This is a genomic window from Streptomyces sp. NPDC096012 (assembly GCF_040426375.1).
Taxonomy (GTDB): domain Bacteria; phylum Actinomycetota; class Actinomycetes; order Streptomycetales; family Streptomycetaceae; genus Streptomyces.
This window is the reverse complement of sequence record NZ_JBEOTD010000021.1, coordinates 115830-141798: the sequence shown is the minus strand read 5'-3', so window position 1 is coordinate 141798 and position 25969 is coordinate 115830. Positions and strand designations below refer to the sequence as shown.

20 protein-coding genes and 4 pseudogenes are annotated in these 25969 nt (G+C 68.3%); 9 read left to right on the top strand and 15 right to left on the bottom strand.

Translation table 11 applies throughout. The features are described 5' to 3' along the window. Nucleotides 1-100 precede the first annotated feature (100 nt). Nucleotides 101-255: pseudogene (locus ABVB68_RS21260) on the top strand (helix-turn-helix domain-containing protein); the annotation flags it as partial. Between the two features lie 51 nt (nt 256-306). On the opposite strand, the pseudogene ABVB68_RS21255 reads toward ABVB68_RS21260, so the two are convergent. Next, nucleotides 307-414 (bottom strand): annotated as a pseudogene (locus ABVB68_RS21255) (helix-turn-helix domain-containing protein); the annotation flags it as partial. A gap of 589 nt (nt 415-1003) precedes the next feature. On the opposite strand from ABVB68_RS21255, the gene ABVB68_RS21250 reads away from it, so the two are divergent. Further along, nucleotides 1004-1678, top strand: a complete 675-nt coding sequence (locus ABVB68_RS21250; RefSeq protein ID WP_353602670.1) for an LAETG motif-containing sortase-dependent surface protein — start codon at nt 1004-1006, stop codon at nt 1676-1678. 505 nt (nt 1679-2183) lie between these two features. Here the strand turns inward: ABVB68_RS21250 and ABVB68_RS21245 are convergent. Then, nucleotides 2184-2588, bottom strand: a complete 405-nt coding sequence (locus tag ABVB68_RS21245) for a hypothetical protein (protein WP_353602669.1) — start codon at nt 2586-2588, stop codon at nt 2184-2186. 512 nt (nt 2589-3100) lie between these two features. Here ABVB68_RS21245 and ABVB68_RS21240 point away from each other — a divergent pair. The 5 genes from ABVB68_RS21240 to ABVB68_RS21220 all read left to right on the top strand — a co-directional run bounded on the left by ABVB68_RS21240 (nt 3101) and on the right by ABVB68_RS21220 (nt 7956). After that, complete coding sequence (locus tag ABVB68_RS21240; RefSeq protein WP_353602668.1) at nt 3101-3970, top strand: IS5 family transposase; 870 nt, start codon at nt 3101-3103, stop codon at nt 3968-3970. An 84-nt stretch (nt 3971-4054) separates the two neighbouring features. Continuing rightward, nucleotides 4055-5305: an IS701 family transposase gene (locus ABVB68_RS21235; protein ID WP_353602667.1), complete on the top strand. Its 1251-nt coding sequence runs from the start codon at nt 4055-4057 to the stop codon at nt 5303-5305. A gap of 383 nt (nt 5306-5688) precedes the next feature. Beyond that, nucleotides 5689-5928: a hypothetical protein gene (locus ABVB68_RS21230; protein ID WP_353602666.1), complete on the top strand. Its 240-nt coding sequence runs from the start codon at nt 5689-5691 to the stop codon at nt 5926-5928. A 439-nt stretch (nt 5929-6367) separates the two neighbouring features. Then, complete coding sequence (locus ABVB68_RS21225; protein WP_353602665.1) at nt 6368-7048, top strand: DUF488 family protein, N3 subclade; 681 nt, start codon at nt 6368-6370, stop codon at nt 7046-7048. An 89-nt stretch (nt 7049-7137) separates the two neighbouring features. Further along, a complete protein-coding gene (locus ABVB68_RS21220) occupies nt 7138-7956 on the top strand; it encodes a DUF8757 domain-containing protein (protein ID WP_353602664.1) in 819 nt (272 codons plus the stop codon). An 812-nt stretch (nt 7957-8768) separates the two neighbouring features. Here the strand turns inward: ABVB68_RS21220 and ABVB68_RS21215 are convergent. From ABVB68_RS21215 to ABVB68_RS21155, 13 genes and pseudogenes are all read right to left on the bottom strand, one after another. Next, nucleotides 8769-10205, bottom strand: a complete 1437-nt coding sequence (locus ABVB68_RS21215; protein ID WP_353602663.1) for a DUF6177 family protein — start codon at nt 10203-10205, stop codon at nt 8769-8771. Between the two features lie 36 nt (nt 10206-10241). Continuing rightward, entirely contained in the window at nt 10242-11258 is a 1017-nt protein-coding gene (locus ABVB68_RS21210) for a hypothetical protein (protein ID WP_353602662.1), read from the bottom strand. Beyond that, nucleotides 11255-13519 carry a hypothetical protein gene (locus ABVB68_RS21205; RefSeq protein ID WP_503006210.1) on the bottom strand — a complete coding sequence of 755 codons (2265 nt, stop codon included), beginning with the start codon at nt 13517-13519 and terminating at the stop codon, nt 11255-11257. The genes ABVB68_RS21210 and ABVB68_RS21205 overlap by 4 nt, the downstream gene beginning before the upstream one ends. Nucleotides 13520-13524: 5 nt before the next feature. After that, nucleotides 13525-13926: a DUF6507 family protein gene (locus ABVB68_RS21200; protein ID WP_353602660.1), complete on the bottom strand. Its 402-nt coding sequence runs from the start codon at nt 13924-13926 to the stop codon at nt 13525-13527. A gap of 151 nt (nt 13927-14077) precedes the next feature. Then, entirely contained in the window at nt 14078-18073 is a 3996-nt protein-coding gene (gene eccCa, locus ABVB68_RS21195) for a type VII secretion protein EccCa (protein WP_353602659.1), read from the bottom strand. After that, complete coding sequence (locus tag ABVB68_RS21190; RefSeq protein WP_353602658.1) at nt 18070-19371, bottom strand: nucleotide-binding protein; 1302 nt, start codon at nt 19369-19371, stop codon at nt 18070-18072. The genes eccCa and ABVB68_RS21190 overlap by 4 nt, the downstream gene beginning before the upstream one ends. A gap of 10 nt (nt 19372-19381) precedes the next feature. After that, complete coding sequence (eccD, locus tag ABVB68_RS21185) at nt 19382-20746, bottom strand: type VII secretion integral membrane protein EccD (protein ID WP_353602657.1); 1365 nt, start codon at nt 20744-20746, stop codon at nt 19382-19384. Between the two features lie 13 nt (nt 20747-20759). Then, entirely contained in the window at nt 20760-21053 is a 294-nt protein-coding gene (locus ABVB68_RS21180; protein WP_353602673.1) for a hypothetical protein, read from the bottom strand. Continuing rightward, complete coding sequence (locus ABVB68_RS21175; RefSeq protein ID WP_353602656.1) at nt 21053-21502, bottom strand: hypothetical protein; 450 nt, start codon at nt 21500-21502, stop codon at nt 21053-21055. Before ABVB68_RS21175 ends, ABVB68_RS21180 begins: the two co-directional genes overlap by 1 nt. 176 nt (nt 21503-21678) lie before the next feature. Further along, the gene (locus tag ABVB68_RS21170; RefSeq protein WP_353602655.1) at nt 21679-22239 is read right to left on the bottom strand and encodes a hypothetical protein; all 561 of its coding nucleotides are present in this window, start codon (nt 22237-22239) and stop codon (nt 21679-21681) included. Nucleotides 22240-22328: 89 nt separating this feature from the next. Further along, entirely contained in the window at nt 22329-22640 is a 312-nt protein-coding gene (locus tag ABVB68_RS21165; protein WP_353602654.1) for a pore-forming ESAT-6 family protein, read from the bottom strand. 54 nt (nt 22641-22694) lie between these two features. After that, nucleotides 22695-23027, bottom strand: coding sequence for a hypothetical protein (locus tag ABVB68_RS21160; RefSeq protein WP_353602653.1), 333 nt, complete (start codon nt 23025-23027; stop codon nt 22695-22697). 301 nt (nt 23028-23328) lie between these two features. Beyond that, nucleotides 23329-23712: pseudogene (locus tag ABVB68_RS21155) on the bottom strand (LacI family transcriptional regulator); the annotation flags it as partial. A 150-nt stretch (nt 23713-23862) separates the two neighbouring features. Between ABVB68_RS21155 and ABVB68_RS21150 the strand changes: the two are divergent. After that, a complete protein-coding gene (locus tag ABVB68_RS21150; RefSeq protein ID WP_353602652.1) occupies nt 23863-24264 on the top strand; it encodes a hypothetical protein in 402 nt (133 codons plus the stop codon). A 284-nt stretch (nt 24265-24548) separates the two neighbouring features. Next, nucleotides 24549-25969 (top strand): annotated as a pseudogene (locus tag ABVB68_RS21145) (tetratricopeptide repeat protein); the annotation flags it as partial.

Sequence of the window (25969 nt, the reverse complement as noted above, 5' to 3'; positions counted from 1 at the left end):
CCACCCCCCAGGTCATCCCATCGACAGGGGGCAACAGTCATGCCGGGCCCGGAGGCCAGCGGCCCTCTTGCAGGACCACGAAGAAGATAACGGGGCTCCGGTCAGCGGCTGGAAGTCGAGGTATGAGGCTTTGGGTCTGGTCGGGTTGGCGGATCGTTCGCGTAGGCCGGCGTCGTGGTCCGCATCAGGCCTCTGCCGAGGTCGAGGCGGCCGTGTGTGAGTTGCGGCGCAAGCACCCGATGTGGGGTCCGCCGTGCGTCGGTTCGCTCGAAGGTGTATTCAGGACGGTATCGATCGACAACCACCTGATCGGTCGGTCTGCCGGGACACCCCCAGCGACGCGGCGACCTCGGTCACCGTCGCACCCGCCAGCACCGCCAGGACAGCCCGATATCTCTGCTCGACAACCGACAACTCCACCAGCGCCAATCCCGGCCTCCCCACACGCACCGCAACGACGCGCACAGAAAACCGATCACGGCCACTGTCAACCATCAGCTGGGACCGAAGTGTCAAGCATCTACCGGGACCGGACAAGCCCCATCCGGCAGGGTGAGTTACAACTTTCTCGACGGGTTCAAGCCCCGGCTGCGCTCCGCTCCGCCGGGCGTGCTTCCCGGCTCTAGCCGCGCCCGCGCTCCTGCCTTCGGCCCGCTCGGCGCGGCCGACGCCGACGCGCGCCCACATGTGGAGAGGGCCGGAAGCCATGAGTCGATCGCCGCACTTGCGCGGCCCACGGTCAAGACGATGCCTCCGGCGGGGGATCGGACGGCACCGGGATGGGAGCTGGGGAAGGTGGTTGAGGTGAGTGAGCGGGGCGGTGGGGCCGACGGGCACTTCTCTCGCAGCCGGGGTGAGCGCGTTGACAGATCGCCAGGGTGCAATGATGAGCCGCTCCGATCGGGCTTCCGGCCCCCTCGAAGCCTTCCGCGGGTGTGCGCCCGCGGCGAACGGATGCCCTGATCCGGGCACCCTTCGTGGAACGTTCCCTGGGGAGGGACCCGTGACATTCAAGCGTGCCGTCACCGCTGCCGCTGCGGCCGCAACAGCTGCCGTGCTCTTGGCCTCCGGAAGCGCCTACGCCTGCAGCATCAGCGACTTCACCGCGAAGGCGACATGCGACACCAGCACGGGCGAGGTCCGGGCCGCCATCACGGTCACGGACAAGGACCCCTCCGGCACGCCCGCGGACATCACCGTGCGGAGACGGATGGCGGTTGGCAGCGACGGCGAGACCCTCGGCACCGGGCACATCGAGCACCCCACCGCCGCAGGGGTGAGCACGACGGTCCTGGTGCCGTGGATACAGGGATACCAGTGGAACATCTACGTGACGGCGGGCAACATCCACGAAGAGCTCTTGACGAACCTGCCGATCTCCCCGGACACCCCCTGCGTGGCCACCTCCTCCCACCCTTCCAGCACCCCGACCGGCCCGGCCCCCTCTGCATCGCCGACCGTCACTGCGACGCCTACCTCTCCTGCCGCCGCGCCCGCGACCTCGACGTCCCCGGTGCCCTCGACGTCCGCGTCCTTGCCGGCTGCAGGCACCGGACTCGCCGAGACCGGAGGTGGCAGTAACACCACTCTCATCGGCGGATCGGCGGCCGTAGTGATCACGGCTGGCGCAGGCGTGCTGTTCGCGGTGCGACGCCGTACGGCAGCCGCACGACACTGACCGCCGATGGCTGGCTGCCCCGTCCTGGGCGGACGACCGAAACTCCTCGGCTTCTCTTCCGGAGCGGCGATGGTGCTTTCCGCCGTAGCTCTGGGGCTCGTCTCGCCCAGTGTGGTTCTGGTCCGGGGCGGCGCATTCGCGAAGGCTCAGCGTGCTTGCGACGGCGACTGAGTGCCGCCCCTAATCCCTATTCAGGCCGACCGTCAAGTGGGCGACTGATGTCTGACACCAGCGGTTGACACCAACAACGGTGGACGAAGGCGGATCAGGGCGAACCCTAGCGACCCCGCCCACGCCGCATGGCGGCCAAGATCCAGTGGCTAGAGCTACCTTCTGGTGGACGACCTGTCACACGGAGCAGGGACGTCGACATCTCCGTGCCGGGCTTTGGGAGCCACCTGGGAGCCGACTTCAGAGCGGCTCCCAGCGAGAGGTGTTCCGCCTACGGAGAGGCCGTGCCGGAGGCGGTCCGGTGTGCCGCCTCCGGCCGGTCACTGGTGAGTCGTTACTTCAGGGGGGCGCAGGTCTTCACGGTGCTGCCCTTGAACTGGGTGCAGATCAGCGTGTTCTTGGGGTACTTCGCGCCCGTGTGGGAGCCGTCCTTGCCCCAGCCGGCGTGGGCCTCCCATTTGCCGCGGATCTTGTAGACGTTGGCTTTCTTCCAGCCACTGGCGGCCTTGTACGTACCGCCGGGCTTCTTGTAGAGGAAGCGGGCGTACAGCGTCGGCTTCCTCGTGCCCGTGATGTCGGACTTGTGGGCGCCGACCGAGTTCAGGGCACGCCAGGACTTGCCGTTGGTGTACCAGTACTCGCCGCTCGTCCCGTAGACGCCGTTGACCTTGCGGATCGTCTTGTCCGTCGTCGCCGCGGAGGCCGGCGAGACGCTGACGCCGAGCGCCAGTGCCGCCATGGTGGTCAGCGTGAAAATCTTCCCCGTTGTGCTACGCACTACATACCTCTGACGGCCGCCGTCCGCGCCACCGGACGACTGTCTCATCGGTGGATGTACGGAACCCCGGCGCGGATCAGCAGGTTACCGGATGGGGATGGGAGGTGACGGGGGGGCTTTTGGGGAGGATGAGTGCGAGGACGGCTGCCGCGAACCAGCGGTTGTCGGTCAGGGCGCCGCAGCGTTCGACCACCAGTTATTGAACGGGAGTTGAGGAGGCGAAAGGAAACGACGTCTAAGAGGTCGTTTTCATCTACGATGCCCGCTTATCGAGCGATTCATTGAGCGGTAGGCGGCGGGACGAGCGAGGTCACGGAGGCCGTCGATACCGGCGAGTCGTGGGAGGTCTCGGCTGGGACGGAAGAGACCGCAATCCTGTGTCATCCCAGGATGCCCGATCCTTGAGGTTGAGTGCTTCGGCCGCCGTTGGCGTGCGACTGGGCGCACTCGGTTCGCGGCGGTACGCCGGAAGCATGTCGAAGCGACGCCCCTATCCGAGTGATCTGTCCGATGCCCGCTGGGAGTTGATCGAGCCGGTCCTGGCGGCCTGGCGTTTCGAGCGTCGCGGCCGAGCCCTGGACTTCGGCCGACCGCCCGAACATGACCTGCGCGACATCATGGACGCAATCCTGTACGTGGACCGTACCGGGGTTCAGTGGCGCTACCTTCCGCACGACTTCCCGCACTGGAACACGGTCTACGGCTACTTCGCCAGGTGGCAGCAGGAAGGCGTGTTCGCCCAGCTCAATGGTCTGCTCAGGCAACTCTTACGGCAGAAGGAAGGACGGGAGGCCGAACCGTCGGCCTGCGTGATCGACGCGCAGAGCGTGAAAACCTCCACCAGCGTGCTCGCCTCCGGCCAGGGCATTGACGCCGGAAAGAAGATCGTCGGGAGGAAGCGGAGCATCGTCACCGACACGATGGGCCTCCTCTTTGCCGTGCTGGTCACCGCGGCGAGCGTGCAGGACTCCATCGCCGGCGCCCAACTCCTGGACCAAGTCGCCGCCGAGCACCCCCGCATCCGCAAGGTATGGGTCGACGGCGGCTACCGCCAGCATCTCGTCGAGCACGCAGCCAGCCTCGGCATCGACATGGAAATCACTCAACGCAAGCCCGGGACCAGGGGGTTCACCCCGATCCCGAAGCGGTGGGTGGTCGAGCGGACCTACGGCTGGCTCATGCTCCACCGCCGCCTGGCCCGCGACTACGAAACCCGGCCCGCCCGCTCCGAAGCCATGATCCATATCGCGATGGCAGACCTCATGGCCCGCCGCCTCACCAGCGAGAACACCATCTCCTGGCGCGACCCGGCACCGCAGACCGAACGGCAGATTCCGGGATGAAACAACGGGAGAAAACGACCTCTAATACTCCAGCAGCGGTTCGTGTCCTGAGCTGGTGGTTGTCGTTGTCCTGGTGTGGAGGGGATGACTGAAGTCGCTGACCGGGCGGGTGAGTTGGAGTCGGTGTTCGCCCGGGTGGCGGGCCGGTTTGCGCGGGCGGATCTGCGGTGGCGGATGCGGGACTACGTCCGCGGTCTGCTGGGGCGGGCGACACGCAAGAACGGCTGGCAGCTCGCGGAATGGGCAGGTCACCAGACTCCCGACGGCTTCCAGCGGCTGCTGAACAGCAGTGTCTGGGACGCAGACGCCTTGCGTGACGACGTCCGTGCCTATGCCGACGAACGGCTCGGGCCGGGTGGAGTGCTGATCATCGACGACACCGGGTTCATCAAGAAGGGCACCACCTCAGCCGGGGTGGGGCGGCAGTACACCGGAACCTCAGGGAAGATCGACAACTGCCAGATCGAGGTGTTCGCCGCCTATGCCACCAGCTTGGGCCGCGCTCTGGTGGACCGGGAGCTCTATCTGCCCAAAGCCTGGACGTCCGATCGTGACCGCTGCCGGGCGGCGAAGATCCCCGACGAACGCGGCTTCGCGACCAAGGGAGAGCTGGCCCGGGACATCGTCCGCCGCTGCCTGGCCGCCGGCCTGCCCGCCAAGTGGATCACTGCAGACGAGGCCTATGGGCAGGACTGGCATTTTCGCCGTCTGCTCGAGCAGCTCGGCATCGGCTATGTGGTGGCGGTGCCCAAGTCGCAGCAGATCAAGTCCCTGGCCGGCATCTGGCGCATCGACCAGCTCATCGACGAAGCGCCCGGTGATGCCTGGCAGCGGTTGTCCTGCGGTGACGGGGCCAAGGGTCCACGGGTCTACGACTGGGCCGCGGCCAAGCTACCCGCCAACATCATCTTCGACCCCGACCCGCCAACCCACCACCGCTGGGTGATGGCCCGCCGCAGCCTGTCCGGCCCCGCTGACCTGGCCTATTACCTCGCTTACGCACCCGTGGGTGTCGAGATCGCCGACCTGGTCCACATCGCCGGAAGCCGCTGGGCGATCGAGGAATGCTTCCAAGCCGCGAAGAACGAATGCGGCCTGGACGAGTACGAGGTCCGCCGCTACGTCGGCTGGTATCGGCACATCACCCTGGCCATGCTCGCCCATGCCGTCCTGACCGCAATCGCAGCACAACCCCAGGCCGGCGGCGATGCCGCAAAGGGGGCTGCAGAAACGGATCAGCCTCCGTCCCGCTCACCGTGGCAGAGATACGGCGGCTCCTGGACGCTCCCCTGCCCCATTCGCGAGCCGACCGCGATCCCGTCACCCACGCGCTGAAGCGGTCGGCCTGGAGAAGACGCCGCCAGGCCGTCGCCCGCCGCTGTCATTACCGAAAACGCAGCTCAGGACACGAACTGCTGCTGGAGTACTAAAGCGGTGCCTCGGTACCTCCTGCACGACCAGGGCGGAAGTTGGCGGACTGGTCTCTCGTCCACGCAGCGGCCGAACGAGGTGTACAAGTGGTGCAGCGGGGCGGTATGAAGTGCTTCCTGATCCACATGTCCTAGAGGGGGGACGCGCGTGTTCGGCAGTGGAAGGACCCTGAGCAGCTTCAAGGTAGGGGACAAGGTCACTGTCAGAGCGCCAAGTGACAGGCCCATGTACCACCAAGGGTCACATGGAACCGTTGTCACCATCGGCACAAACGGGTGCACGTGAGGATGGACAAGGCGGCGTTTGAAAGCCACGACGGAGAGGTGGCGAACTTCCTCCCCGGTGACCTGGAGCCGGGGCATGTTGGGACACCCAGAAACTCCGACCGCATGAACGATGCCTTCACCTCCCTCAAGCTCGCGGCCGGCACCGATCTCGTGGCCGTAGCAATGGAAGCTGGCGTCATCACTGCCGAACAGGGTGAGCAGATCAAGGCTGCATGGGCCAGCCACTTGCAGAGCAGATGAGTGCAGCCATGCCGCAGGCCAAGCCGCGGCCCAGGGTGAGTGTCTAACTGCGTGACAACGCCGACGCACAGCGGCGGACGAAGGCGGACGTCTGCGGACCGTCAGAGCAGGTCGTAGGCACGACCGCCCAAGGCAGAAGCCCCGTCCAAGGTGCTTCGGGACGAAGAGGTCGTGGGTTCACATCCCGCCACCCCGACGCCGTAGTACCAGGTCAGGGGCCTGATCCGCTTAGCGGGTCGGGCCCCTGAGTGGTTCCTGGAGATCGTTTGGGAGAAACCTGGGAGAAGATCTTGGTCGGCTTCTCCCAGAGGGTGTCCGGTGAAGCTGCACGGAGTGCGACAGCTAAGGGCACTCGGACCTGCGCGTTCGCGAATCCGGCCCTGTGACTGGCCGGGAACACCATGCCCGCCCGCCTCAACGGCCATTAGGATCACGACACATGGCAGGCCATCACTCAGCGCGTCCTCACGACCACGCTCGCGCGCTCGCCCAGCGAGTGCGAGCCCTGAGGGAAGCTCGTGGGTGGTCGGGGGAGCGGCTCGCCAAGGAAGCCTGCATCAGCACCAGGACGCTGGCGCGCCTGGAAGGCGAGGGAGCGATCCAGCCAGGTTTCTTCACCGTCGGCGCGGTCGCGGAGGCTCTTGAGGTCTCCCTGGATGATCTGTTCCGGGAGGCCCACGTCACGCCCGGCCTGTGGTCCGCTGGATACGAAGGGCGGGACATCGACTCGTTCGTCGTCTCGCTCCTCGACAGCCGTATCGATGTAGTGGCGGACGTCAGGCTGACGCCGATCAGCCGCAAGAAGGGCTTCAGCAAGACCCGCCTCGGGGAGGCTCTGGGCGAGGCCGGCATCGAGTACACCCACCTGCGTGGCCTCGGCAATCCCAAGGACAACCGGGCGCCGTTCTGGGACGGCCGCCTGGACGTGGGCCGGGCCCGCTTCCGTGACGTGCTGCGGTCCCAGGAGGCGCAGGCCGATCTCGGCCGCCTGGCAGAGCACGCCCAGCAGTCACGGGTCGCGGTGCTGTGCTTCGAGAAGGACGAGACCCGCTGCCACCGGCAGGTCGTCCTGGAGACGGTCCGCGAGCGGGCCGCCGTGCCTGTGATCCCCCTGGCCTGACTTCACCCCTCGCCCCTGCACGCGCCCTTGCCCAGTGGCGCATGCGTCTCCTCCAATCGGATCGGGGAGATCTGTGGAGGGGGGCCACCATGGGATCGGGGAATCGGCAGCGCGCGACGATCATGATCACGGTCAAGACGTATCCGGAGCTGTCCAACAAGTACCGCGAGACCAGCTGCGTGGCAGGCATACGGCTGGACCAAGGCACACCACAGCACGTACGACTCTTCCCGGTGCCGTTCCGGCTCCTCGCGGAGGAGGCCCAGTTCTCCAAGTACTCGATCACCGAGGTCGACGTCGAGCCGCACGGTAAGCGGGATTCGCGGCCCGAGAGCCTGCGGCCAGACCTCGACACCCTCAAGATCGTGGGCGAGGTGCCGGCGGACGGTGACTGGAGGCAGCGGTACAAGTACGTCGAGCCGCTCGTCTCGCCGTCCCTGTGCGCGATCAAGAGGGACCAGGAGGAGCACGGGACCTCACTCGGCGTGTTTCGGCCCACGGACGTCAGCTTTCGGCTGACAGCGGCAGAGCCCTGGCCCGAGTCCAAGGCCGCGCTGGCCGACCAACTCGACCTCTTCGAACAGGACATGGCCCGGCTTGAATGGGTACCTCTGGAATTCCGCTACAAGTTCCGCTGCGCGAACGCCGACTGCCCCACACACGACATGGCGCTGAAGGACTGGGAGGCCGGCGCGTCGTACCGCAAGTTCCTGCGCAAGTACGGCGAGCACGCCGTGCAGGACAAGTTGCGGGAGCGCTGGTACGAGTCGATGTTCACTCCCGACCGCGCCGTCCACTTCTTCGTCGGCAACATCGCGGCACACCCCAAGACCTTCATGCTGCTGGGCCTGTTCCGCCCGAAGTCGAGTGTGGTCCGGTACGTCCAGGACAGCCTGTTCGGTGACTAACACACGGAGCCAATGCCGTCAGGACTTCATCTCGCCGTCCGCCTAGACGCGGCTGGACACGCCCGGCTGGTCAGATTTTCTTCCCCTAACGGGCTGAACTTTTGTTGGTCGCCGCCGAGTTGATCATTGTGAGGCCGTATCTTCGACGTAGCGATGTGAACCAACGGTCGCCGCACCACTCAGGGCATCAGCGTCAAAGTCCGCAGCGATGTGCTGCACGAACGGATGCTCCGGAGGGATGTGCATCAGCGTCGGGAAACGCCGCAGAGAAAAGGGCTCAGCCAAGGCTGTACAAGCGTTCCTGTTGGGGCTGCTCGGCCGCGTCATTGGCGCTGCCATCAGCTCCTGGTGGAACAACCAGCACAACCTGTAGCTGAGCCACGGATACACCAAACTGGCCGTTAGGGCGGTCAGTCGGCCCGTCCTCTCGGATGAGCCACCGTGGGGTCGTGCCTTGCCGGGCGCGGCCCCACACACGTCGGTTGTGCTTCAAGTTGAAGCACAACTTGTTCCTTAAGACTCTACAAGGCCCAGTGTCTGGCGTCAGGTTTTACGCGTTGGAGCACCCGATTGAGATGCCTGCCGCAGTCAGGTGGCGTGCTTGGGGGGGCGGCTGCACCAAGGCGGCGCAGGTACGGCGACGTCCCGCTCGTCCTCATCCAATCGTCGCATAGCCCATGCCAGCAAGAGCGGGTCCCGTCGGCGACCGGCGACCTTCAGTTCGGTCGCGCGCCATCACGCCCTCGTGGCTCGCACCTCATATCGCACCCAGCCGAGGCGGGCCGCTGCTGGGGCCGATGCGGCGGCGACTGTTAGGACGGTCGGGCAGCTGCCCCGCTCCCGCCTTTCAGGTGTTCGTTGATGTGCCGCAGGCGTTGCCAGGCGGCGGGGTCGTTGCCGTCGCCGAGCGGGTAGTGCAGGGCGGGGCGACCGACCGGGCCGAGTTGGGTCGGAATGCATTCCGGCCCGACGTTGTGGGCATGGCTGATGCCGCGGTCGGCCACGGCGTCCGGGCCAAGAGTGAGAGCGATCGGGATCGACGGCGGTTCATGGTGGGCCGGAGTGGTCAGGTCTGCGCGCGCCGCGCGGAGTTCACTGATCATGGTGGCAAGGTTGCGCCTGGCCGCAAGGGATTCGGCGAGCTGGGGCAGCAGCTCGACCGGTGCTCTCTCGTCTGCGGCATAACCGAGAGCCAGCGTGATGTGCTCCTCTACGCCCTCTCGCGTGTGAGCGATGCGCAAGATGGCGATCGCAGGGCGGCCGGCGGTTCCTACGGCGACCGCCCAGGTGGGCAGGGCTTGTCGGGCGCGGCTGCGGGCCAGGTCGGTCAGTTGCCTTGGCGACCAAGGGACGTTGACAGGCTCCGCGGTGGCCCATCCGGCCGGCGGCAGTCCGGTGAGGGTCTGCCAGGCGTCCTCCAGAACGCCACCGAGTATCAGGTGCTCCTGGGCGGGATGGATGGTGCGGATGGACAGCAACAACTGCCGTTCACCGCCCTTACCAAGCGGGGGTTGGAAGACGTCAGCGATCTGGAGGCCGTTGTCGGTAGCCGGGGTGAAACGTCCGCCGTACCAGCGCAGAACCGCTCCGGAGAGGCCGTCGTAGTAGCCGCTCTCGGGGTGGCGTACGACCCAGCGTGCGGGCATGCGCTCCAGCACGGTGCGTGTGGGCAGGCTCAGCCGGGTATTGGGGGACGTGACGAGATACAGCTCCCGTCGGCTCTGTGCCACCGTTCGCACCGCCTCGGTCAGCCATGTCGTGGCGGCAACGACCGGGCGGTCGTAGATGACGATGACGCTCTTGTCAGTCAGCACATCCGCATCGGTCAGCCCGTCCATGTCAGCGGGCGGAACCGTCACCTCACCCGTGGCCGGGACGGTCACGACGTCGGTATGGGCGGCTTCAGGCGGCCATGTGATGCCGCCGAGCAGCGTTGTCAACCGTCCCGCGACCGAGCCGGCGAGCAGCCTGGCTTCTGGGATGGCGGTGGATGCTCGCACCTCGGTCCACCACACCGGTCCCTCTGTCCGAACGCCAGGTCCCAGCAGCCGCTCTGTCTCGCCCGGCACTTGCAGGTAGCGGGGGGCCTCCACGGAGACCAGGAGCTTCCCGTCGTCCGTGCACAACTGGGCGACGGATCCCCCACCTGCCCGGTTCACGCGCAGGTCCGGGCCGCCGGCGTGCAGTGCGGCCAGCAGAGTCTTGATGTCCGGCATCTGCGGGGTGAGGGCGATGACGTCCTGGGGCATGTGCTGCTTTCTGCAGAGAGGACGGCACTACGGCTCTCAGTACCGGCCGGAGAGTTCTTCCAGGGCATCCAGGGACGGGGCTTCTTGCGGGGTTTCCTCGACGACCAGGCCGCCATCCGGGCGCGGCGGACTCTGCGCTGCCCACGACAGCGCGGCCAGCGCACTGAGCCCTTGGCTATGAGCGGCCCGCAGGCGTAGCAGCCATTCGGCGCCCGCTTCGAATGCCGACTCGCCAGCGGCTGTTCTGGGTTCGTAGCCCGCGGCCTCATCGCCGATGGATGCCCAGATGTAGCCCAGGGTTTGTCCGCCGCGCTGGATTGTGAAGTAGCGCACCGGGTGGTCCGTGATCTCCTGATACTCGTCCTCGGACGTCGGAATTCTGGAGCGGAGCAGACGTGAGCGGGCGGCGACCTCGAACGTCCCCCAGGAATCGTCGTAGGAGAATCCTTCGACCATCGGATCCTCGAAACCCGTCTCCGTGGGAGTCGCGTGGCGGTTCGGGTCGCCTGGTGTGGGAGCGGCGCCGAACAAGGCCGAGATTTCCTCAAGAGCGGTGGCCAAACGGGGCGCGTTCTCCGCGTATACCTCGGGCTGCTCCCGGTCGCGCGTGTCCATCGTCAGCCACGCGTCGCTGTACGTTTCCAGCGTCACGACGAGAAGGCTGCTTTTCCAGATGTCCACCTGGAGGACGAACAGCTTCTCGGCGCGATGTTTCACCCCTGATTCCAGCCAGCAGCCAGGGCATTCAATGCGGACGCCGACGAGGAGGTCGCCCTCAAGGGAGTCGACCTGGGACATCGCACGCGACAGGGCCGTTTCAGGAGACAGGGGCTGCGGCTCCAGGGACACACCATCGACTGCCAAAAGGACGTCTCTTCTGTCGCCCACGGCTCGGGCTGACACGTTGACCCTGCCTCTGGGGATCGCCAGTTCGTGTGCGGCCAGGACATTCCAGACCGCTATCGCAGTTTCCGCTGCCCGAACGGGGCGGACTTTTTCAGCGCCCGGCGTGACTTCCCAAGTCCAGTCGCCAACAGGGTTTGAGGTGATCACAGCATATCCTTGGGGTCGAGCTTGCTGCCAGGCGGGATGACGAGGTTACCGTCCTCAAGGCGTATGACAAACGTAATGCCTTCGCCCGGTCCGCTCCCGCCTCGGTGAATGTCCATGAGGGCATCGTAGGAGCCGTTGGCTATCCAGTCTGCTCGTGTGCCCCGGCCTCCGTCCACCAGAAGTATGCGGTGGGTGGCCTCGGCCTTCGCCAGCTGAAGCAGGTACTTGGTCCGCGTGATTTCGCTCATCGGATTCAGGGGGTCGTTGAGGTGTTTCAGCTGGTATGCATAAATGTCACCGGATTCGTCCGCGATGCGGACGTCCACGTCGGCGCCCGGCGGGAACTTCAGCTCGAAGTCGATGGCGTGCGCGGGCACGCCGCTTTTGACCAGATCATCGGCGAAGATGAGCTGGTCGGCGCTGGGCTGGAACATGTGTTCTTTCTTCGCGCCCAGGGACGACACGACCTGCCCGTACTCGTCGCTCTGGTTGAACTTCCCGGAGCCGATGATCTCGGCGAGCCGATGGCCGTCAGGTTCCGAGGCGAGCCTATTCAGCACCCGTTCGAGGACGTCGGGCTTCGGCCGCTTCTTGCCCGGGATGCCCTTCATCGCGTCACGGACCTGCTGCTCTGTCTCTCCTCCGCGAGCCATGGGCCTGCCCTCACCGTCTGGCGAGGGACCGTGAGGCGTCGACGGGGGGTGGCCGCCCGACCCGCTGTCGCTGCCTCCAGAGCCGTGCCCGTGTCCTGTACCGTCCCCACCGCCACCAGTGTCACCACCGTGGTGATCGGCCCCGTGATGCTCTGTGAAGTGGCCGCCGTCGGGCTCACCGGAGTGGCCACGCGCCTCCGGCGCCGATCCTGTGTTCCCCCCATGCGCGTCACCCGCCTCATGATGCGCATGAGGCGACACATGGGAGCCGGCACGTCCCCCGGCCTCGCCGGTCCGTGCACCTGCACCAACCAGCTCGCGATCGCCGGACGGAGAACCACCCGTTCGGTCATCTGCGGCAGGCTCGTGCCTCACCGGGCTGGTCTCGGGCGTGCCGTCAGGTTTGAGGGCGATGAAGTTGCCGTTCTTGTCGACCCTGTACCGGTTGCCGAGGTCGTCCAGGGCGCCGTCGGGGAACCTCGTCTTCGGCAGCCGCAGGTGTTCACTGACGTTGGTCAGTACCTCGGAGACCTTCGGCAGATCGGACAGGGCTCTCGCCGCTCTCGCGGCGCCGGAGATCGGATCCAGGGCACCTCCGACCTTGGACACCGTGCTGGCGGCTTCCACGAATCTGCCTGCCTTACCCAGCTTGGCGAGCGCCCCGCCGGCGCCCCCCAGCACGGTGAGGAGGTTGAAGCTGGTGACGGCGTGGGCTCGAGCCGGGTCCTTGTGCCACTCGTCGTAGGCGATGAACTGCTTGCCGAACTCCGCGGCGTACGCCTCGCTGCCGCGCTGCCAGTCCGAGAGGTGGTCGCCCTCGCCGACCGCGTCCATGCCGTAGGCGTAGGCACCGACGACGGTGCGCTTGAGGCCGTCCCAGGTCTGGTGCTGTGCGTCGGAGCCGTTGACACCCAAGAGGTTGTCCTCGAAGGTGCCCAGGCCGACGAAGCCGCCCCAGAGGCTGTCTTTGACGAGGCCGTCCCACGCCCAGCTCTTGATGCCGTGGCCCCACCAGTCCATGCTCCAGCGGTCGTAGGTGCGGGCAACGGGAGTGCCCCACGGCAGGTCGGGCATGGACTCGAGCTTGTCGACGCTGAGGCCGTACGTGCTGCCCTCGTCGCCCACGGGGCGGCACAGCGCCGGGCTGATGGAACCGATCTTGACCGCTGCGTTGTGCTCGGCCTTCTGAAAGCCCACGACGGCTTCCGCGACGCCGTGCATGAGGGCGTCGTGCTCGTCGACCTTGTGCTGGTCCTTGGTCCAGCCGTCGTCGCCTTCGACGCTGTCGACGAAGGCGATCGCCTTCTCCTTCAGATGCTTCAAGCGGTTCGCGTACGGCTTCGCTTCGGCGCCGAAGGTGTCCAGGGCGTCGGCGAGGGACTCGGTGTGGCCGGCGAACTCGTCCGCCGTGTCCATCACCGGCTGGGTGGAAGAGAGAAGCTGGTCCGCCTCCGGCGCCTGGTAGAACGCGGCCGTCGCCTGGAAGCGTGAGTGGACGTCCTGGCCGGCGTTACGTATGCCGATCGCGTGTTTGCGCAGCTCGGTGACGGCTTTGGACAACGTGCCGAAGTCGCCGGTGTACTGGGGTATGCCCCCCGGCTCGATCATGTCCACTACGCCCCGCCCCCGTGGTGCTTCGTCTGCTCACCCACGGCTCGAAGCTCGGCCGGGGTGGGCGCCTTGGCCGCCTCACGCTGGGCTCGGGCGGCCATCGCCAGGTCACCGTCGATGTACGCACCGGTCGCCTTGACCGTCCCGTCCATCGTCTTCTTGATACGGGCCGCCATGAACTTGATCGAGTCCTCGGTGTCGGACACGAAGTTCGCGACCGCAGCCCCCACCGGCCCCACCGGCGGACCACCGCAGTACGGGCCGCTGATCGTGCCCGCGGACTGCGCCGCGTCCTGGACGCTCGTCCCGTAGCCCTTGATGTCCTTGCTCAGGTCGTCGGCTGCAAGACCCACCAACGACAGAATGGACTCCACCCCGCTGGGACTGATGTCCCACCCCGTCACGTCAACCCCCGCTGTGTCAACCGCAGATACGTTCCATCAGCGCTGCTCGGCATCGCACGCACCACTGACAACAGGACATTCATCCCTATCAGATCGGTTGTTGCAGCAGCCACACGCTTCTGGCCAAAGGCACGGCTATCCGATCAACTGGTCATGCCGGGGCCTGCGTTGGCTCAGTCTCGGGTGCGAGGGCGGTCTGGATCAGCTGGTGGCGTCGGCCGCGGCGGACCAAGGTGCCGCGGCCGGGCGGCTGGGCGGAAGCGTACAGGCCGGGGAAGAGCTGGCCTTCGGTGCGGTCGCCCGTCATCACCAGCGCCGTGGCGCCGGTCTCGCGGAGTGCCGTCAGGAACGGCTCGTACAGGGCGCGGGAGGACCCGGCGACCCGCCGGGCGACGACGAAGTGCAGGCCGATGTCGCGGGCCGAGGAGATATAGGGCAGGAACGGGGCAAGGGGCTGCTGTCCGGCCGCGGTGAGGATGTCGTAGTCGTCGACGAGGATCACGATCCGCGGGCCGGTGAACGTCGGCTCATCGGTCAGGGCATCGGGGTCGGCGGCCTCCGGCAGACGTTTTGCCAGTTCGGTGGCGATGCCGGTGGCGAGTGCCTGGGAGAGAGCTGTGTTGTGCGCGTAGCCGCCGCGGTACGGCTCCGGGATCACTCCCCGCAGGCCGCGCCGCGGATCGAACACACCGAAGACCAACACGTCCTTGTCGTAGCGGTCGATGAGGGAGCGGGAGACGAGCCTTAGCAGGTTCGTCTTGCCGCACTCGTTGTCACCGAGGACCAGCAGGTGCTGATCGGCGCCGAACAGGTCCAGGACGGTCGTGGACAGGGTCTCCTGGTCGACACCGATCGGGATCGCGCGCGGCTCCGCCGCGGTGGAGGGCAGGCGCTGCGCGGGCAGCCTGGTCGGCAGCACCCGCACGGGCGCGGCGGTCTCACCGTGCCAGGCGGCGCGCAGCGTGGCCGCTGCCTGCTCCAGTGCCGGGCCGAGGCCGTCCGTGATGGCGTGTGCGTCGATGCGCGGAAGTGCCGCCTGGGCGAAGAGCTTGCCGTCCGTCAGAGCCCGGCCGGGGGTGTCCGCCGAGAGAGTCTCGGAGAGCTTGCGGTCGACGGAGGAGTCGGCCGCGTCATTGAGACGCAGTTCGATGCGGCTGCCGAACAGCGACTGGGTGGCGATGCGTACGTCGTTCCAGCGGAGCATCCCCGCCACGACATGAATGCCGTAGCCGCTGCCCCGTTTGAGGAGGTCGGCCACATCGTCGTCGAGGTGGGCGAACTCGTCGCGCAGGGCGCCGAATCCGTCGATGAGCAGGACGATGTCGGTGGAGCCGAGCCGGAGAAGTTCACCTCGTCCGCGCAAGGTCCGTAGTTGCTCGACCGAGTCGATGCCCAGCTCACGGAAGATCTCCTCGCGCTCGGCGAGCATGGCACGCACTTCGGCGACAGTACGGGCGGCGCGCTCGTGGTCGGCGCGGGTCGCGATGCCGCCGACGTGCGGCAGGTCCGCCAGGGCACTCAGTCCGCCGCCGGCCAGATCCAGTCCGTAGACGGCGACATCACGCGGGGTGTGGGTGAGGGCGAGGGAGAGCGCCAGCGTGCGCAGCAGCGTCGTCTTGCCGGAGGCGGGGCCACCGATCACGGCGGTGTGTCCGCCCGCGGTGTTCAGGTCGTGTACCCACGGGCCCTGCCACTGCCGGGCCGGATCGTCCAGGACACCAAGCGGCACCCGCAACGGGCCACCGGGGTTGGCGAGCCGGAGGCCATCGGCGGATACCTGTACGGGACCCGCGGCCACGTCGAGAGTGAGCGCTTCGGGCAGCGGTGGCAGCCAGATCCGGCGCACCGGTTCGGCGGCTTCGGTGAGCCGGCCGACCGCGACGCCCAGGACCGTCGGCCCTGTCTCGCGCTCACGCGGCGCCGGCGCGTCCTCGCCCGGCTCGGCAGCGAGGGCGTTGAAGGCCGGATACGTCCAGGCGCGGGGTTCGGCGTCGGCGGTGCTCTCGCGTACGACGGGGCCGCGGTACGGACCAGAGACGAAGCCCGCCTTGAAGCGGGTGTAGGTGGAGGTGTCGACCTTCAGGTAGCCGAAGCCAGGCAGAGGCGGAAGGTGGAAGGCGTCGGTGGTCTCCAGGACTGTACGCGACTCATCGGCCGAGAAGGTGCGCAGACCGAGCCTGTACGAGAGATACGTCTCCAACCCTTTCAGCTTGCCGCCCTCGATGCGCTGGCTGGACAGCAGCAGATGCACACCGATGGAGCGGCCGATACGGCCGATCGACAGGAACAGGTCGATGAAGTCCGGTTTCGCGGTGAGGAGTTCGCCGAATTCGTCGATGACGACGAACAGATGCGGCAGCGGCTCGAGGTCAGGCCGGGCCGTGGCACGCAAGGTGCGGTAGTGCCCGATGTCGGCGACGTTGCCCGCGTCCTTGAGGACCTGCTGACGGCGCTTGATCTCACCAGCCAGCGAGGTGTGCACGCGCTCGACCAGTCCGGCCTGGTTCTCCAGGTTCGTGATCACGCCCGCCACGTGCGGCAGACCGGCGAACGGGGCGAACGTGGCACCGCCCTTGTAGTCGACGAGGACCATCGCCAGATCTTCCGGCGCGTGCGTCGTCACCAGGGCCACTACGAGGGTACGCAGCAGTTCGCTCTTTCCGGAGCCGGTCGCGCCGACACACAGCCCATGCGGGCCCATGCCGAGTTCGGCAGACTCCTTCAGGTCGAGCAGCACCGGCTCATGCCGGTCGTCCAGGCCGATCGGCACCCGCAGGAAGTCCCGCTCCCCGCGCGGCGCCCACTGCCGGGCCGGGTCGAGCGCGGCCATGTCGTCGATGCCGAGCAGCTGCGGGAAGTCGACGGGTCCGGAGACGGGGGTGCCCTCGGCAGCGGACTCGGCGGACAGGCGCAGCGGCGCGAGGGCCCGGCCGAGGCCCTCGGCCTCGGGGAGCCTGGTGCGGTCGACGACCCCGTCCGTCCGTACGACCTGCTCTCCGCGCAGATCCTCCACCGTGACCTGGTCGCCGTCGACAGTGATCCGTACGGAGACCTGATCGGGTTCGTGGACCTGTTCGGCGAGCAGGTGCAGAACCGTGACGCCCATGTCGTCCAGGGCGACGGCGGAGTCCGGGCGCGGTAGCTCTACGGCGTTTTCCCCGTACGCGTCGCTGAGGACCAGCAGTCGGTCGGTCAGGGCGAGCGCCTTGTTGTCCGACAGCCCGCGGCGCACTTCGGCCGCGTACGAGGCGCGCCGCCCCAGATCCGTGCCGATCAGCTGAGCCAGCTGAGCCATGCCGGGGGCGATACGGCGTGCGGCGAGGGCGCCGTCATGGCTTTGCGGGTCGAGGACGTGCGGGAGCCACTTCGCCCACTCCCACTCCTCGATACGGTCCCTGGGAGAGGCGAGCGCGATGGCGACGTCGTCCGGTGCGTGGGTCACGGCGGCCTGCACGAGCAGGGACCGGGCAAGGCGCAGCACCCCGGCGCGGTCGCCGACGATGCTGACGTTCCCGGCGCGGTCCAGTGGCACGGTCAGCGGATGGTCCGACACGGTGGTGTAGCGGGCCTGCAGGGCGCGGGCCTCGTTCAGCATGAACGGGTCGGGCGGGGTGAGCACGCCCCCGACCGCCTGCTGGCCGATAGTCAGCTCCTGCACGGGTACGTCACCGACACCGACCCGCACGTGGAGGAAGTCTGTGTCCGTGCGGCGTCGCTCCCACAGCCGCGCGGGATCACGCAGGACGTCGTATAGAGCCGCGGGCGCGGGGTGCAGTAGCCGCGCGGCACGCCGACGCTCACGCTCCTCCGCGCCCAACTCGGCGCGCAGCTCCTCCAGATACTCCAGGTACCGCTCGCGCTGGACGCGCCGCTGGCGCTGTGCCTTGCCGCGCTGCGACAGGAACAGACCGACGGCACCGAGCAGCGCGATGACGAGCACGACAGCGCCCAGGCCCGCGAACTGGCTGGAGCGGATCACCGTCATCATCACGACCGAACTCATGACGCCGGCCATCGGCAACAGCGCGGTCGCCGGGCTGCCGGTCTTGCCCTCCGGCAGGTTCGGCGGCGGCTCGATCGTGCGCGGCGCTGGCTGGAGCAGAGGGCGCGTCGAACGGGCGGGGCGATGGACCTGTTGCTGGGTCAACGCACCCGCACCGCCCTCTGCAATGCCTCGGCGGCGAGCTGGGTAGCCGCGCGGCGCGCGGCCTCACCCAGCCGATCGGGCGTGATCGGTCCGCCACCGGCCAGATGCCGGTCGTAGGGCAGATGCACGAGGGTGACCCCGGTTTCCCGCAGATGGGCCGTGGCGGCCTTCAGGTCGAGGTTCGCGTCGGGCGTGTTCGAGGTGAGGGCCACGACGGTGGAGGCGAGCGCGGCATGCGGCAGCCCGCCGAGCCAGTCCAGAACGATCCGGGTACCGCCCACCCCTTCGGCGGTGAGCGGGGCGACGACTACGCGTGCGTGCGCGGTGTCCATGGCGGTACGGGCCACCTCGCCGGGCAATGTTTCGCAGTCCACGACCGTGACGGCGAAGTAGCGCCGCAGCGCGAGCGTCACGGTGCGGTAGGTCGCGACGTCCAGCGGGGCGCCCACCCGCCCCTGGCTCGCGGGCAGTAGCCAGCCGCCGTCCGCTACTGGCACCAAGTACCCGGTGACATCCGTCAGTCGCATCGAGGGAGTAAGGATCCGAGACAGTTCGACGCACGACCAGCGTACCGACTGAGCACCCATACGCACCGGCAGCGTGCCCAGGGCGGCGTCCGCCTCCAGAGCGAGCACGGGGTCGTGCCGGTAGTGGCTGAACGCCCGCGACAGGAGTGCGGCGGTCGTGGTCTTGCCCACGCCGCCACGGATCGATGTCACCGCGATCACCCGGCCCGTGGTCACCGGCTGCTGCACCATGGTGCCCAATCGGCTCTCCACGGCGACCTCCTGCGCGGCCGACGAGGTCAGCTTGCGCAGCGACCGGCCCGAACGCCGGACCAGCGAATCGCCGTGCTGGGGCGAACCGAGCGCAATGGCCAGGCGCGGGTCGAGCGTCGGCACCGGCTCGGGTGTCGCCATGGGCAGCCGGGCCTGGCGGGGCGGCCGTACGGAGGGGAAGGCGTTCGGCGGCGTCGCCGGGGTCTGCGAGGCTGCCTCGACGCCGGGAGCGGAGGAGCCGGTACCGGGGACCTGGGACGGCGGTATCTCGTTCGCCAGGCGCGGGGGCGCTTGAGCCGGTGTGTGCGGGGCGGACTGCGGCTCGTCCACGGGCGAGACCGGATCCGTGGTGTGCTGTTCGCGGGACGGTCGACCCGGGTTGGGACGTTCCCCGTCCAGGTGGCGCACGGGCAGGGCCTGCCGGGTGTCGCCCGGCGCAGGCTGCTCGCGGGCCTCGTCGGCCGAGCCCGCGGTCAGCTCACGCAGCACGTCGTCCTGCCAACGGCCGGAAGTCGTCATCACCGCCACCTCACGCGAAGGTGCCCAGCAGCCGCCCGTACACCCCGAACACCCCGAGGACCAGCGGGAACAGAGCGATCACGCCGGCCGACTCCAGCACGTCGCCGCCCTTGCGCAGTCGAACCCGGACATGCTCGGCGGGCTGCACGGCCAGCACACCCAGCGACACCACGACCAGCACGCCGAGAACGGCGAGCGGTGCCGGCGCTCCCGAGTGCTCCCGCCACAACCAGGCAAGCCGCAGCGCCACGATCATGGATGCCGCGAGCAGTACGACCACTTCCGCCACCAGCGGGTAGGCACGCGCCCGCAACGCGAGGACGAACGCCACGGCGACAGCCAGCAACACCGTCCACACCGTCACCGTACGCACCGCCAGCACTCCGGCGACCGCACCGCAGACCGCGGTGACGACCGTCGCCAGCGCCAGCCCCCGATGCGTCGCAGCCAACGCGGTGGCCACCTGGTAGCGACGGATGGACGAGCCCGCAGAACGCCGATCGTCCAGCCCGGACAGACCCGACGCCGCCAGCGCCAGCCGCGGCAGCACACCTAGCGCGACGACGGACACCACGGCGAGCAGTGCCCCGGCACGTGCCGAACCGGCCGTACCGGCTCCGCCGGACTGGAACGCGAGCGCCACCTCCCAGCACGCCCCCGCTGCGGCCAGTGCCCCTGCCCCGACCAGCGCACCCCGCCCGACCGGCGAGAACCACCCGAGGAGCAACAGCGCCACCACCAGGACCGAGAGCACCGCCGCCAACCGCAGAGCTCCCGGCCGGCCATGGGCTACAGCAAGCGCCGACGCGCCCTGCACGCCGACAGTGGCACTCACCACGACCAGAGCGGCGGCCAGCCCCTTGTGCCCGGCCCGCCCCAACAGCGCTCCGGCCACCGCGGCCGTCGCTGCGGTCACGAGGAGCGACCATCCCGCAGTCTCGGCCTCGAACCCCTGACGCGCCATGAAGCCGGCGGCCGACGCCCAGATCGCACCCGCGCCCGCGGCCGTGATCCGCCGCGCCTGCGCGTCCCACCGCCAGGCCCGCATATCCAGATCACCGGCCGCCTCGTCACTCACGTCATGGACCACCGGCGCGGACGGCGCGTCCTCGACCCGGACCAGCCGGAGTACGGCACCGTCGGGCACTCCCGCCGACTCCAGCGTGGCATCCGGCTCCAGAGCACTTCCGTCGGCTGTCACCAGGTGCCGGTCCTGCGGGTACTCCGCCAGCCGGTCGTCGAGCAGCCGCATCACCTCGGGCAACAGCAGCCCGACCGGTTCCCGGGCCGGCAGCACCAGATCCACCCGCCGACGCTCACCGACCAATGTGACTCGACTCAGTGCCGTACGGCTCGCCGTCCCCCGGGATATCACGCGTTCGAACCTATCATCGGGCCGAAGTCGCAGGCTGCGGTGGAACGGTGGGCTGCCCGTAGGGCGTGGAGACAGGCGCGGGGGTCCCGTACGGAGCCTTCCCGATCACGCGGTGCGCGACGAAAGACCACCCCACGCACCCGGCACACACTACGGCGGCGATCACCACCCCCGCGAACGCCTTCCCGAGCCGCTCGTCCACGGTCCGCCGCTGCCGCCGTGCCCCGAACAACACGGCATCACGCAACCGCCGGCGGCGCACCGCCACGGACTCAAGAAGCTGACTGTCGTAATCCTGGGCTGACATCACTCAAATCCGGTTCGCTGGACACGCAGGTGCTCGTTGAACATCTTCTCGCCGTGCGGATTTCGGACGCAACGAGGCAGGTGATGGACAGCAGTCAGCAGCACAGGCCGGCCCCAGCCCCGGCGCTCTGCTTCCGTGACCACCTCGCCCCAGTCGGTGAGAAGGTCGGCAAACGACTCGAACGTACCGATCCGTCCGCCGGGCTCCGCGGCGTGCTGAATGAATGGCTCGCGCAAGATTTCCAGGTGAATTTGCACCTGCCGCCACCATCCAGCAAGCAGGGGTACCTGATCGGGCGGACACCACAGCAAGAGGTCCGCGTCCCAGGGGCACGGCCGGTCAGAGAGCCCCGAACCGGTGCCGGTGGCGTCCCCCAACCCGTGCCAGAACAACGTGTCGACGAACCAGTCCACCCCCTCACGCACCTTCGGCTCGACGAACTCGCGCATGTACTCCCACCGAAAACCGGCCCGGACGTCCGGGTTTGTACGAGCCGTGCGTGTTCCGAAAGGCATACCGGCCGAACCAGTCCTCACCCGGCCGCGTGGACCGAGACCAGCCATGCTCGAAGAGGTCGTCGCTGTACGCCTCGCCGGACGCGGCATCGGTCAGCAGGTCTTCCCGATCACCGGTCGCTGCCGCCTCCACGCGCGGCCAGTCCACGATCAGTACCTCTATCGCCACCCCCATCACACCAGCGTACGGCGCGAACACGGATCCACGACGGCCAGACAACCGCGCCGTCACGCACCACCAACGGTGCGGGCCAGGGCTCTTCGTAGAACCGGATCCATCCCAGATGGACGTCGCCGTCGGAGCCTCGGTGCCGCTCGCTAGCCTTGGCCGCGAGCCAGCTGAGGAGTTCACCAGCGCGCTCGAAATCGTCCGGATGGATCTCCTGCCGACTGGTCAGCGCCCAGCCCTCCTGCCCCGCGTCCTGCAGACGCAGCAGCACGGATACAAGTGCGCCCCCAACCTTGTAGCCACCACCCTGCTGGCCGAGAAGGGGCTCAGGATGATCCTCGATGACGAACTCTCCGTCTTCGTCCTCCACCACGACCGGAAATTCAGTGACGATACGGACTGTGTCCGGCTGGGGGCCCACTCCCAGATGCCATCGCAGCTCCGCGAGTTCCCCCGCCGACAACTCGTCACGCAGGTCCAACGCGAGCATCAGCTCGAACATGTCAGCCATGGTCGCGCGGGCTACAGATGCATGGCCTGCTCGGGCGAGCGGCGCCGACGGGAGCGGAGAGGGACACCGCCGACCGCCGGTCAGCCGATGTTGTCGACCGCTGCCTTCGCCTTGGCGAGGGTGGCCTGAGCGGTGCCGTCGTTCTGCTCCAACGTGTTGCGAACCAGACGGATGATCTCGCGCACCTCAGCTGCGGCCTTGTGCCAGCGGACCTCCTTGCCGTGGTACTCGTCCGAGACACCGTCGGCGCGGAAGTCGGCCATGGCAGCCTTGACCGCCCGGTCGCGGTCGGTCAGCACGCGCTCCAACTGACCGATGATTCCGGACAGGCTGGTCTGTACGTCGGCGGAGGCGCCGGTGTCGTAGGAGCGGCGCTCCTGATTCTGGGTCATGATCGAATCCCCTTGAAACGGCGACGGCAGCGGTGAGTTCCTCTTCGACGGCGGTTACCGCGCGCCGAAGCGGGCGGCGTCGAAGTTGGCAACGCCCATGTTCTGATGCGCGTTGTCACCCAACTCCACGTCACCACTGCCGAAAGCGGTGTCCATACCGGACTGACCGCCGAGGATCGCGCCCAGCGAGCTGTTCAGATCTGCCGTGATCTCGTCGGCATGCGCCTTGAACGTGTCGAACGCGGCCTTGCCGGCACCATTGAACTTGCCCTCCAGCGGTTCGGCCGCCTGGATCAGCAACCTGATCAGCGTCCCCAGGTCGTCGCTTGAGCCGACGGTGCTCTTCCCGAGCTGCGACAGGGTCGTCGACCCCATGTCGAACTTCATCCACCCACCCCGTAAGCATGTTGTGTGCTGGGACTACTCAATCGCCGCCGCTTCACCTTGCGACGCCAGAGCCCACAGTGCGCCGAACATCTTCTCGCATCCCAAGTTGCAGGCGCAACGCGAAAGGGGCCGAAGTGGCGTGATCTGGTGCATGCGACAGGATAAGGCTGACGGCCAACTGATCATCCGAGTCGAGCTCGTGTCGCCGAATCGGTCGATGCAACCTGGATGAGCGTTGAATCGCCGACCTCCTACGGAGGAACGGCGGTGCCCCGCCACAGGGTTGCGGGGCACCGTGGCGCTACCGAAGGGCAACCGCACATGCGCGCAGGAGGTTGTTGAGCACGCGCACCGGTGACGTCGAGCACAGTGCCATGCGGGCATCGAGGGACGCTTCCGACTGTGCGGTGAGACCGAGCATGAGGCGCTGGCGCATGCCAGGGGTGACGTGGGCGCAGCGTGCGGAGACCGAGCCGTCGAGGTGGCCCATGCGCTCGTCCACGAGCGCCTTCTCCGTGCCCAGGTCCTCCATCATCGCCCGGTGGGTGTGGTGGAGGCCGTGGGGTGTGAGGCCCTTGGCGATCGGCAGCCGGCAGGCATCGGCACGATCGGTGGCACCCCGCCCTCGCGCCGGGACACCAGGCCATGGCTCGCCGAGGGTGGGTACGGGCCGCCCACGACATGGCTCCGCGGGCGTCCGAGCGCCGTTCCCGAGGCGCGGGGCATCGATCTAACAGGACGCGCCATGCAGCTGACATTGGGTGGGTCGTGTTGGGAGACTGCGTTTCGTGGTGCCCGGTTTCGGATGTGCTGGGGAGTTCGGGGGAGCGTGGTCATGTCGCGTTGGGTTTCGGGTGTGTGCGCGGTGGCGGCTCTGCTCGTGACGGCGGGGTTGACGGTCATGCTGGTGATGGGTCGTCTGAATGAGGCCTCACAGGTGGCAGGAGTGGCGGGCACCGTGCTGTCGGCAGCGGGTCTGATGGTGTCGGTCGTGGCGTTCTTCCGCACCGCTCCCGCGCCGGCGCGGCGGGTACGGGGTGGCACTGTGGCGGTCGCCGGGGATGCGAATGGTGCTGCCCTGGGTGAGGACTCGCAGGTCGTCGGGCCGGCGTCCGTTCGTGCGCCCGGTGCGGATGGCGGACAGGTGGACGTGGAGTCGGGGCAGGATGGCATCGCTGTGGGCGGCGACGCGAACGACGCGGCGCTGGGCAAGCGCGCCAAGCGGACCCGCTCTTGAGCAGGGGTGCCGACGCGGACGGCAAGGACGGCGCCAGAGACGTGCCCCGCCTTGTGGGCCACCGGACTGTCCAGGCCGGGGAGGTCGCGGTCGGCGGTGACGCGCCGGGCGCCGCGCTCGCGCCGGGCTCGCGCGTGGTCAACCACACCACCGTCAACCACGTCCGACCTGAGGTGCGATGGCCGTTGCGGGTAGGTGCGGTGCCACCGCTTGCCTCCTCCTTTCAGCCCCGGCCTTCTCTGCGGGCGCTGGTGGAGGCGGCCCACGCGGAGAGCCAGGACGTAGTGCTCACACAGCCGGCCGAGTCCGGGCAGGTACTGGTGGGCGACGGCGGGGTCGGCAAGTCCCAACTGGCCGCCTCCTACTACCTCGCCTCCGGCGCTGACCTGGCGGTGTGGACCACGGCCAAGGGCGGAACGGGGCAGCTCGTCGCGGACTTCGCCGAGGCCGCGGCCCGGATCCACGCTCCGGGCGCGGACGGCGAGAACGACCAGGCCGACGCTCGGGCCCTGCTGGAGTGGCTGCAGGCCACCGACCGCAGCTGGCTGGTGGTCATCGACGACGTCGATGACCTTGACCAGATACTCGACTGGTGGCCCCGCCCTCACCCTCGTGGTTGGGTGCTGGCCACCACGCGTCAGCGCAAGGCCCTGGCCGCTGGCCGCGCCCGCGTCGACGTCGACGTTTTCACCGAGGCCGAGGCCTGTGCCTACCTGCACCAGCGCGCCCCCGGCCTACCGGACCACCCCGGCACCTGCAGCGACTGCCGGTGCCCGGCCGCGTCCGTCGCCAGCCTGCTGGGGCGGCTGCCGCTGGCTTTGTCGCACGCGGCCGCCTATCTGGACAACAACCGCGACACCACCCCCGCTGCCTACGCGCTGATGCTGGCCGAACCCGGCCGGATGCTGGCTGAGGTACTGCCCGGCGACGGAGCCGACGGCTACGCGCAGGCCGTGCACACCACCATGCTCATCAACCTCGACGCCGTCCAAGCCCAAGAGCCTCGCCCCGGCCTGGCCCGCGCAGTCCTGGACACCGTCGCCCGGCTGGACCCCCACGGCTCCCCCACCGCACTGTGGACCGATCCTCAGGCATTCGCCGCCCTGACGGGACCAGGCCCCCGGTGGTGCCGGCGCCTGAAGCACCCGCGCACGTTCCGCAGCATCCCCCGCGCCATTCCCGGACTTCGCGGGGCGCACACCAACCAGGTACGCGCGTGCCTTCTCCTGCTGGACCGCTACAGCCTGACCACCCACCAGCCCTCGAGTGAGAACGGGGACCCCGGGCTGGTGCGCATCCACGCCCTGACCGCCCGAGCGGCCCGCGACACCACCCTCAAGAAGCAGAGCCACCCCCTCGCCCGCCGCACCGCCGACGCCCTCCTGGCCCTCTGGCCCAGCCACGGACGTGACCCGGCCCTACAGCAGACCCTGCGCGCCAACGCCACCGCCTTGCACGAGGGTACGGCCCCGGCCCTCTACCACCCCTACGCCCACACAGTCCTGTTCCAGGTCGGCACAAGCCTCGGCGAGACTGGGCAGGTCAGCGCCGCCCGCGAGTATTACCGCACCCTCATTGACGCAACCACCCACCACCTGGGTCCGGACCACCCCGACACGCTTACCGCTCGGCACAACGTTGTCCGGTGGCGGGGGGAGGCGGGGGATGCGCAGGGCGCGGTCGACGAGCTTGCCGCGCTGCTGCC